Raw genomic sequence first — 8940 nt, 5'->3', positions numbered from 1 at the left:
CGCCGCCGGCCGCACGCTGGACGGCCCGCATCGCTCCGATCTCGTGGTGCGGCACAGGCCCAAGGCAATGCCGGCCGAGCTCTGCTCGACCGGCGAGCAGAAGGCGCTCCTGGTCGGCATCGTGGTCTCGCATGCAAGGCTGACCGGCGAGATGTCGGGGATGACGCCGATCCTGCTGCTCGACGAAATCGCGGCGCATCTCGACGCCGGCCGGCGCGCCGCCCTGTTCTCGATCCTGGAGGAGCTGAACTGCCAGGCGTTCATGACCGGAACCGACGCGGCGTTGTTTTCCAGCCTCGCAGGCCGCGCGCAGTTCCTGACGGTCGACCACGGCACCGTTGGGCCAACCGAAGACCCCTGACAAGGTTTTTGCGCCACGATAAGGTCTGGCCATGACCACGCTTTCCGACGAAGAACTCGAGCGCTACGCGCGCCACATCGTGCTGCCGGAGATCGGCGGCGCCGGCCAACAGAAACTGAAGCGGGCGCGGGTGCTGGTGATCGGCGCCGGCGGGCTCGGCGCCCCGGTGCTCGAATATCTCGCCGCCGCCGGCGTCGGCACGCTCGGCATCGCCGACGACGACACGGTCTCGCTGTCCAACCTGCAGAGGCAGGTGATCCACGGCACGGACGCGATCGGCATTGCCAAAACCGACAGCGCGTCAGCGGCGATCATGCGCATCAACCCCAATGTGGCGGTCGAGCCGCATCAGCTCAGGCTGACGGCGGAGAATGCCCCTGCCCTCGTCGCACGCTACGACATCGTGGTCGACGGCTCCGACAATTTCGAGACGCGTTATGCGGTGGCCGATGCCTGCGCCGCGGAAGGCAAGCCCCTGGTGCACGCCGCCGTCGGCCGCTTCGACGGCTCGCTGACGGTGCTGAAACCATTCGAGACCGGCGCCGACGGCAAGCCTAACCCCGGCTACCGCGACCTTTTCCCGGAAGCACCGCCGGAGGGACTGGTCCCGTCCTGCGCCGTCGCCGGCGTAGTCGGCGCGCTGACCGGTGTGATCGGAACGCTGCAGGCGATGGAGGCGATCAAGCTGATCACCGGCATTGGCGAGCCGCTGGTCGGCCGGCTTTTGCTTTACGACGCGCTCAGCGCGCGCTTCGACACGATCCGCTACAAGAGAGCCTGATCGCATGGACCGGCCGACGGGCGTCTTCGTCACGCAAATTCCTCCCGATTTCGGGCAATGGGACGAGTTGCATTCGCTGATCATGCGCGCCTTTGCCTATATGGACGGCGTCATCGATCCGCCGTCCTCGGCGCATCTGCTGACCGCGGCAAAGCTCAAGGAAAAGGCAAAACAGGAGACGGGTTTCCTGGCCCTGCAAGGTGCGAGGATCGTCGGCTGCGTTTTCATGCTGGAAAGGCAGGACGATTTCTACATCGGCAAGCTCGCGGTCGAGCCGGACTTTCAGGGGCAAGGCATCGGCAGGCTGCTGATGCGGGCCGCCGAGGAAATTGCTGTGAGCCGTGGCAAGGGCGCCATCGAACTGCAGACCCGCATCGAGCTCTCCACAAATCACAGCGCCTTCGCCCGGCTGGGCTTTGGCGAGACCGAACGCACGGCGCATGAAGGCTACGATCGGCCGACCTCGATCACCATGCGCAAGGTGCTGCCATGAGCCTCGCCCTCAGCGCGGAAGAACAGGCGATCGCCGCCGGCAGGGACGGCGCCGCGATGGCGATGCGCATCGTCGCCGAAAGCGCCCGGCTGCTCGGCGCGCCGCGACTGATCCCGATTGCCTCGACGCATATAGACGGGGCGCTCTATCACGGCGATTCCGGCACGCTGTTCGCCGAGAGGCTGGTCGAGGGCGGCGCGCGCGTCGCCGTGCGCTCGACGCTCAATGTCGGCGCGCTCGACCTGATGGGCTGCGCGCGCATCCGCCTCGAGGAGCCGGCGCGCGGCATGGCGCGGCGGATGATGGAGGCCTATCGCAAGCTTGGCTGCGAGCAGAGCTGGACCTGCGCGCCTTACCAGGCCGGGCACAGGCCAGCGCTGGGCAGCGACGTCGCCTGGGGCGAATCGAACGCAGTGGTTTTCTGCAATTCTGTGCTGGGCGCGCGCACCAACCGCTATGGCGATTTCCTCGACATCGCCTGCGCCATCACCGGCCGCGCCCCGGACTACGGCCTGCATCGCCTCGAGAACAGGCGGGCGCGACTGGTGTTCGATGTCTCCGGCCTCTCGCCTTCCTTCCTGGCATCCGAAATCGCCTGGCCGGTGCTGGGCAGCCTCTATGGTCGCGAGGTCGGCAACGCCGTCGGCGTCGTCACCGGCGTAGCCAAGCACCCCGGCGAGGATGCGCTCAAGGCATTCGGCGCCGCCGCGGCCTCATCCGGCGCGGTCGGTCTGTTCCACATTGCCGGCGTGACGCCGGAAGCGCCCGATGCGAACACGATTCTCGCCGGCGCGACGCCGGAGACGGTGATCCGCGTCACGTCTGAAATGGCCGGGAAGGCCCGTGCCGGGCTGTCCACGGCGGCGGCATCGAAAACGATCGATGCGGTTGCAATCGGCAGCCCGCATCTGTCGCTCGCCGAATTCGACGCGCTGGAGCGGCTGATCGCCGGCCGCCGGCTCAGCGTGCCGATCTATGCCTGCACCGGCCGCCATGCGCTGTCCGGACTCGAGCAAAGCGGCCGGCGCAAGGCGCTGGAGGCAAGCGGGGTGGTCATCGTTGCCGACACTTGCGTGGTGGTGACGCCGATCATGCCGGAGCTCAGCAACGGGGTGCTGATGACGAATTCGGGCAAGTTCGCGCACTACGCGCCCGGCAACACCGGCTACTCGGTGCTCTACGCCTCGCTGGCAGACTGCGTCGAAAGCGCCGTTCTTGGTAAGCCACGCTTTACGGATATCGCAGCATGAACGCTCGAGCCGAGATCCTGGTGCCCGGCAAGGGCGGCGAAGGCGAGGCGCTGGTGCTGACGGCGCCGATCAGCTTCTGGGGTGGCGTTGACCCGAAGAGCGGCCGCATCGCCGATGTCCGCCACCCGCAGCATGGCGAGACGATTTCCGGGCGCGTGCTGTTCCTGCCGGGCACGATCGGCTCGTCCTCGGCTTCGGCCGTGCTGATGGAGCTTGTCCACAATGGCCGGGCTCCGGCCGCACTGGTGCTGCACGAGCCGGACGCGATCCTCCTGCTCGGGCTGATCGTCGCCAGGGAAATGGGCTGGGAAACGCCGATGGCGGTCCAGCTCGCTCGAAACGTGTTCGAGACCTATTGCGGGCGCATCGTGAAAGTCGCTGCCGACGGCACCCTCGCCGTCTGAGCGCTCCGCAACGAGCTACGTCTTGAGCGGCAGCACCCGGTCCGGCGGACGGTGGCCGTCGAAGAAGGCGCGGATGTTGATGATCACCTTCTCGCCCATGTCGATGCGGCCTTCGAGCGTCGCAGAGCCCATATGCGGCAGGAGCACGACCTTGCCCTTGGCGGCGAGCTTCAGCAGCTTGCTGTTCAGCGCCGGCTCGTGTTCGTAGACGTCGAGGCCGGCGCCGGCGATCTTGCCGTCATGGATCAGCTTGATCAGCGATTCCTCGTCGATGATGTCGCCGCGCGCGGTGTTGACGATGTAGGCCGACGGCTGCATCAGCGCCAGCCGCCGCGCCGAAAGCAGATGGAACGTCGCCGGCGTCGACGGGCAGTTGACCGAGATGATGTCCATGCGGGCCAGCATCTGGTCGAGGCTTTCCCAGTAAGTCGCTTCCAGCTCGTCCTCGACTGCCGGCAGCACGCGGTGGCGGTTGTGGTAGTGGATCGACAGGCCGAAGGCCTTGGCGCGCCTGGCAACCGCGGTGCCGATGCGGCCCATGCCGACGATGCCGAGCCGCTTGCCCCAGATACGGCGACCGAGCATCCAGGTCGGCGACCAGCCGGCCCATTTCTTGTCGCCGGTGAGCACGTTGGCGCCTTCCGCCAGCCTGCGCGGCACGGCCAGCATCAGCGCCATGGTCATGTCGGCCGTGTCCTCGGTCAGCACGTTCGGCGTGTTGGTGACGGTGATGCCCTTCTTCGCCGCCGCCGCGACGTCGATCTTGTCGACGCCATTGCCGAAATTGGCGATCAGCTTGAGATTGTCGCCGGCCTGGGCGATCAGCGCCGCATCGATGTGATCGGTGATCGTCGGCACCAGCACATCGGCTTCCTTGACCGCGGCGACCAGCTCTGGCTGCGTCATAGGCCGGTCCTCGACGTTCAGCCGCGCGTCGAACAGCTCGCGCATGCGGGTTTCGACCGGGTCGGGCAGCTTGCGTGTGATGACGACGAGGGGCCGTTTTTTGCCTGCCATTTTATCCCCGAAGCTTCCTCGAAACCGATCTCGTTGAGACCTCTTTAACCAAGACAGGCGAAACTTGTAGCCAATCGCGGTATCCGCCCACTCCTGTAACAAGCGGTGCTGCCGAAGACAAAGAAAAAGGGGCGCCGGGGCCGACGGGCAGGCGCCGAAAGGAAACAAAGTGTCTGGTTTCGCGACGCTCCGCCTGGCTTTCAGCGCAGCAGTCCTCGGCGCTCTTCTTTACTCTCCGCAGCAAGTGTCGGCACAGGGCGCCGCCGCTCCCGGGCAGACGATCACGCTCGGCCCGAGCGGCCTGCCGCTGCCGCGCTTCGTCAGCCTGAAATCGGGTCGCGTCAATTCGCGCGTCGGCCCCGGCGCCAACTATTCGGTCGACTGGATGTACATGAAGGCCGGCCTGCCGATGGAAATCATCCAGGAGTTCGACACCTGGCGGCGCGTGCGCGACGCCGACGGCTCGGAGGGCTGGATCAACCAGTCGCTGCTGTCGGGACGCCGCACGGCGATCGTCGCGCCCTGGCAGCGGGGCAAGGGCGGCCGAATCAATCTGCTCGACGACAAGGACAAGGACGCGGGCGTGGTGGCCATCGTCGAACCCGGCGTCATGGGCGCGATCAAGGCCTGCGACGGGCAATGGTGCGAGATGACCTTCGAGGGCCATACCGGCTGGCTGCCGCAGTCGGTCGTCTGGGGCGCCTATCCGGGCGAACGGGTCAAGAACTAATCCGGCCTGAAACTAATCCGGCGTGACAGGCGCTTGGAGTTCGCGGCGTCCGATACGGCCGAGATGGGTATCCTGAAAACCGCTGGGCAGCTTCAGGCCGTAGCCGAGCGCGCGGTCGATGGCGATGTGGGCGATCCAGATCAGCGCGACCGCTGTGGTCATCGAGCTGCCGAGGACGTGGCCGGCCAGCGCCAGGACGAGCGGGACAATCAGCATGTGCAGGGCGTTATAGGTGACGGCGCCGACACGCGGTCCCGCCAGGTATCCCAGCATCGACAGATCCGGCGCCAGGATGAGCAGCGCGAACAGCCACCAGGAAGCGCCAGTCATCGCATAGAGGACGACGGAAGCCGCCGCGGCGACCCACCATTCCAGCTTTACCGCGAGATCGACAAGCCGCATCGCAAACGGATCAGTCGCGGCGCTTCGGGCGCAGCCTGACCACGATATCGACATTGGCGATTTCCATGCCCTGCGGAGGGTCCGGCAGGTTGGAGACAGTCACCGGGCCGCTGGCGATATCGAAGATCCTGTTCTCGCCTTCGATGTAGAAATGATGGTGGTCGGAGGTGTTGGTGTCGAAATAGGTCTTCGATCCCTCGACGGCGAGGATGCGCAGCAGACCCGCCTGGGTGAACTGGTGAAGGGCGTTGTAGACGGTGGCCAGCGACACCGGCACGCCGGCGGCGATCGCCTCCTCATGCAGCTCCTCGGCCGAAAGATGGCGGTCGCCCTTGGCAAAAAGCAGATCGGCCAGCGCAACGCGCTGACGTGTCGGCCTCAGGCCGGCCTCGCGAACCCGCTTGTCCACAGCGACATTGTCCTTCCGGCTGCCCTGATCCATCTATCCCGTCGAAGCTCGCGCTTTCGGCCCAAAAACACGTCCAGAGTGGCGAAAAGACGTCATCGGCCGAAACTGGACACGTTCCGACATATATTCTGTCGGCCGAATGCGATCAATAGAGCAAGACGCTTGTGCGCAGGCGCGCATTGACCCGGGCAGACGGGCAGGTTAAGCGCAAACGCCGGTTTCCGGCCTTGGAAAGATTGTGTTAGGAAGCCAACGACAAGGGCGCCCCACCGCCCGGGACGATCACGGGGACGAAATTCATGGCGGGTTCGAAGTCCAGCTACGAGTATGAGGAACTGCTTGCCTGCGCCCGCGGCGAGCTGTTCGGACCGGGCAACGCGCAGTTGCCCTACCCGCCGATGCTGATGTTCGACCGCATCACCGAGATCAGCGAGACCGGCGGCGCCTTCGACAAGGGCTTCATCCGCGCCGAGTTCGACATCAAGCCGGACCTTTGGTTCTTCGCCTGCCATTTCATCGGCAACCCGATCATGCCGGGCTGCCTCGGACTCGACGCCATGTGGCAGCTGACCGGCTTCTATCTCGGCTGGCTCGGCGAGCCGGGCAAGGGCATGGCGCTGTCGACCGGCGAGGTGAAGTTCAAGGGCATGGTGACGCCGTCGGTCAAGAAGGTGGAATACGGCATCGACTTCAAGCGCGTGATGCGCGGGCGTCTGGTGCTCGGTATCGCCGATGGCTGGCTGAAGGCGGATGGCGAACCCATATACGCGGCGACGGATCTGAAAGTGGGTCTGTCCAAGCAATCGGCGGCGGCTTGACCGGCGCCACCACCGCGCCATGCACCCTCTGCATGCGGGACCGCATGGCGCTTTGATTTTGCGTATGATCGTTTGCGAATTCCGATCACGGTTTTCGACATCATGCGCCGGAAGGAGTTGCGAATGAGACGGGTCGTAGTGACGGGCCTCGGCATCGTGTCGTCGATCGGCAACAACGCCAACGAGGTGCAGGCCTCGCTGCACGATGCCAAATCAGGCATCAGCTTTTCCAATTCCTTCGCCGAACACGGTTTCCGCTGCCAGGTCTGGGGCGCGCCGACGCTCGATCCGTCGGCCATGATCGACCGGCGCGCCATGCGCTTCCTGTCGCAGGGCGCGGCGTGGAACCACGTCGCCATGGACCAGGCGATTGCGGACGCCGGGCTTGGCGAGAGCGACATCACCAACGAACGCACCGGCATCGTCATGGGCTCGGGCGGCCCCTCCACCCGGACCATCGTCGAGGCGGCCGAAACCACGCTCAAGAACGGCAGCCCCAAGCGCATCGGCCCGTTCGCGGTGCCGAAGGCGATGTCGTCGACCGCATCGGCGACGCTTGCCACCTGGTTCAAGATCCACGGCGTCAACTACTCGATCTCGTCGGCCTGCTCGACCTCCGCGCATTGCATCGGCAACGCCTATGAGCTCATCCAGTGGGGCAAGCAGGACGTGATGTTCGCCGGCGGCCACGAGGATCTCGACTGGACGATGTCGGACCTGTTCGACGCCATGGGCGCGATGTCGTCGAAGTACAACGACAAGGCATCCACCGCTTCGCGCGCCTATGACGTCAACCGCGACGGCTTCGTCATCGCCGGCGGCGCCGGCGTGCTCATCCTGGAGGAGTTGGAGCACGCCAAGGCGCGCGGCGCCAAGATCTATGCCGAGATCGTCGGCTACGGCGCGACCTCGGACGGCTACGACATGGTGGCGCCCTCGGGCGAAGGCGCGGTGCGCTGCATGCGGCAGGCGCTCGCCACGGTGTCTACGCCGGTCGACTACATCAACACGCACGGCACCTCGACGCCGGTCGGCGATTCCAAGGAGATGGGCGCCATCCGCGAGGTGTTCGGCGACAAGATGCCGTTCATCACCTCGACCAAGTCGCTGACCGGCCATTCGCTGGGCGCGGCCGGCGTCCAGGAATCGATCTACTCGATCCTGATGATGCAAGGTGGCTTCATCGGCGAGAGCGCGCATATCGAGGAGCTCGACCCGGAATTCGCAGGCATGCCGATCGTGCGCAAGCGCATCGACAACGCCAGGATCGACACCGTTTTGTCGAATTCCTTCGGTTTCGGTGGCACCAACGCAACGCTGATTTTCCAGCGCTATTCCGCATAAGGATCGCCAGTCATGGACGGACTGATGAAGGGCAAGCGCGGGCTTGTCATGGGTGTCGCCAACGATCATTCGATCGCCTGGGGCATCGCCAAGAAATTGTCCGAACACGGCGCCGAACTCGCCTTCACCTATCAGGGCGACGCTTTCGGACGCCGGGTCAAGCCGCTTGCCGACAAGCTCGGCGCATCGCTGGTGGTGCCTTGCGACGTCGAGGACAGCGCCTCGGTCAGCGCCACGTTCGAGACCCTCGGCAAGGCCTGGGGTGGGCTGGATTTCGTCGTCCATGCCATCGGCTTTTCCGACAAGAACGAGCTCAAGGGCCTCTACGCCGACACCAGCCGGGACAATTTCGTCCGCACCATGGTGATCTCCTGCTATTCCTTCACCGAGGTGGCCCGCAACGCCGCGCCGCTGATGACGGATGGCGGCTCGATGATCACGCTGACCTATGCCGGCTCGGTGCGGGTCATGCCGAACTACAACGTCATGGGCGTCGCCAAGGCCGGACTGGAGGCCAGCGTGCGCTATCTCGCCAATGACTACGGCCCGCGCGGCATCCGCGTGAACGGGATTTCGGCAGGCCCGGTGCGCACGCTCGCTGGCGCCGGGATTTCCGACGCCCGCCACATGTTCTCCTACCAGCAGCGCAACTCGCCGCTGCGCCGCACGGTGACCATCGACGAGGTCGGCGGCTCGGCGCTCTATCTGCTGTCCGATCTCTCTTCCGGCGTCACCGGCGAGATCCACTATGTCGATTCCGGCTATCACATCGTTTCCATGCCGACGCTCGACGAATTGAAGCAGACCGACGGCGCCCGGGAATAATCCCGCGGGAAATACTCGGCTTCCGGTAAAATTGGATGCATTGGCGGAAACTCATTTTAAGGAGATTTCCGCTAGAACGTCCCGCAACTTAGGGACTCTGCATGTC

General features: G+C 65.3%; 11 protein-coding genes and 1 pseudogene. 9 read left to right on the top strand and 3 right to left on the bottom strand.

What is annotated here, in order from left to right:
* The 5 genes and pseudogenes from EN780_RS20710 to EN780_RS20690 all read left to right on the top strand — a co-directional run.
* A pseudogene (locus tag EN780_RS20710) lies at nt 1–361 on the top strand (DNA replication and repair protein RecF); the annotation flags it as partial.
* Nucleotides 362–392: 31 nt separating this feature from the next.
* Complete coding sequence (locus EN780_RS20705; RefSeq protein ID WP_127286506.1) at nt 393–1142, top strand: molybdopterin-synthase adenylyltransferase MoeB; 750 nt, start codon at nt 393–395, stop codon at nt 1140–1142.
* Nucleotides 1143–1146: 4 nt separating this feature from the next.
* The gene (locus EN780_RS20700; RefSeq protein WP_128275160.1) at nt 1147–1635 is read left to right on the top strand and encodes a GNAT family N-acetyltransferase; all 489 of its coding nucleotides are present in this window, start codon (nt 1147–1149) and stop codon (nt 1633–1635) included.
* Nucleotides 1632–2885 (top strand): aconitase X catalytic domain-containing protein, encoded by a 1254-nt coding sequence (locus EN780_RS20695; RefSeq protein ID WP_128275159.1) that lies wholly within the window; start codon nt 1632–1634, stop codon nt 2883–2885. The genes EN780_RS20700 and EN780_RS20695 overlap by 4 nt, the downstream gene beginning before the upstream one ends.
* Nucleotides 2882–3289, top strand: coding sequence for a DUF126 domain-containing protein (locus tag EN780_RS20690; protein WP_128275158.1), 408 nt, complete (start codon nt 2882–2884; stop codon nt 3287–3289). Before EN780_RS20695 ends, EN780_RS20690 begins: the two co-directional genes overlap by 4 nt.
* Before the next feature lie 15 nt (nt 3290–3304).
* Here the strand turns inward: EN780_RS20690 and EN780_RS20685 are convergent, their stop codons facing one another.
* Nucleotides 3305–4306, bottom strand: a complete 1002-nt coding sequence (locus EN780_RS20685) for a D-glycerate dehydrogenase (RefSeq protein ID WP_128275157.1) — start codon at nt 4304–4306, stop codon at nt 3305–3307.
* Between the two features lie 169 nt (nt 4307–4475).
* Here EN780_RS20685 and EN780_RS20680 point away from each other — a divergent pair, with 169 nt between their 5' ends.
* Nucleotides 4476–5036 (top strand): SH3 domain-containing protein, encoded by a 561-nt coding sequence (locus tag EN780_RS20680; protein WP_127286511.1) that lies wholly within the window; start codon nt 4476–4478, stop codon nt 5034–5036.
* 12 nt (nt 5037–5048) lie between these two features.
* Here EN780_RS20680 and EN780_RS20675 read toward each other — a convergent pair whose 3' ends face one another.
* Together EN780_RS20675 and irrA are read right to left on the bottom strand one after the other, a co-directional pair.
* Nucleotides 5049–5438, bottom strand: a complete 390-nt coding sequence (locus tag EN780_RS20675) for a DUF4260 domain-containing protein (protein ID WP_128275161.1) — start codon at nt 5436–5438, stop codon at nt 5049–5051.
* Nucleotides 5439–5448: 10 nt separating this feature from the next.
* A complete protein-coding gene (gene irrA / locus EN780_RS20670; protein ID WP_127286513.1) occupies nt 5449–5880 on the bottom strand; it encodes an iron response transcriptional regulator IrrA in 432 nt (143 codons plus the stop codon).
* A gap of 266 nt (nt 5881–6146) precedes the next feature.
* On the opposite strand from irrA, the gene fabA reads away from it, so the two are divergent.
* The 3 genes from fabA to fabI all read left to right on the top strand — a co-directional run bounded on the left by fabA (nt 6147) and on the right by fabI (nt 8834).
* Nucleotides 6147–6665, top strand: coding sequence for a 3-hydroxyacyl-[acyl-carrier-protein] dehydratase FabA (fabA, locus tag EN780_RS20665; protein ID WP_127390837.1), 519 nt, complete (start codon nt 6147–6149; stop codon nt 6663–6665).
* A gap of 123 nt (nt 6666–6788) precedes the next feature.
* A complete protein-coding gene (fabB, locus tag EN780_RS20660; protein ID WP_127312204.1) occupies nt 6789–8009 on the top strand; it encodes a beta-ketoacyl-ACP synthase I in 1221 nt (406 codons plus the stop codon).
* A 12-nt stretch (nt 8010–8021) separates the two neighbouring features.
* Nucleotides 8022–8834, top strand: coding sequence for an enoyl-ACP reductase FabI (gene fabI, locus EN780_RS20655; protein ID WP_127282770.1), 813 nt, complete (start codon nt 8022–8024; stop codon nt 8832–8834).
* The last annotated feature ends 106 nt before the right edge of the window (nt 8835–8940 follow it).

This window comes from Mesorhizobium sp. M4B.F.Ca.ET.089.01.1.1, assembly GCF_004022605.1.
GTDB classification, from domain to species: Bacteria; Pseudomonadota; Alphaproteobacteria; order Rhizobiales; family Rhizobiaceae; genus Mesorhizobium; species Mesorhizobium abyssinicae.
This window is presented reverse-complemented; position numbering and strand designations above follow the sequence as displayed.

Coding starts and splice junctions, on each gene's coding strand:
- fabI (WP_127282770.1), top strand. CDS start 8,022: ATGGACGGACTGATGAAGGGCAAGCGCGGGCTTGTCATGGGTGTCGCC.
- EN780_RS20675 (WP_128275161.1), bottom strand. CDS start 5,438: ATGCGGCTTGTCGATCTCGCGGTAAAGCTGGAATGGTGGGTCGCCGCG.
- EN780_RS20685 (WP_128275157.1), bottom strand. CDS start 4,306: ATGGCAGGCAAAAAACGGCCCCTCGTCGTCATCACACGCAAGCTGCCC.
- EN780_RS20705 (WP_127286506.1), top strand. CDS start 393: ATGACCACGCTTTCCGACGAAGAACTCGAGCGCTACGCGCGCCACATC.
- EN780_RS20700 (WP_128275160.1), top strand. CDS start 1,147: ATGGACCGGCCGACGGGCGTCTTCGTCACGCAAATTCCTCCCGATTTC.
- fabB (WP_127312204.1), top strand. CDS start 6,789: ATGAGACGGGTCGTAGTGACGGGCCTCGGCATCGTGTCGTCGATCGGC.
- fabA (WP_127390837.1), top strand. CDS start 6,147: ATGGCGGGTTCGAAGTCCAGCTACGAGTATGAGGAACTGCTTGCCTGC.
- irrA (WP_127286513.1), bottom strand. CDS start 5,880: ATGGATCAGGGCAGCCGGAAGGACAATGTCGCTGTGGACAAGCGGGTT.
- EN780_RS20695 (WP_128275159.1), top strand. CDS start 1,632: ATGAGCCTCGCCCTCAGCGCGGAAGAACAGGCGATCGCCGCCGGCAGG.
- EN780_RS20690 (WP_128275158.1), top strand. CDS start 2,882: ATGAACGCTCGAGCCGAGATCCTGGTGCCCGGCAAGGGCGGCGAAGGC.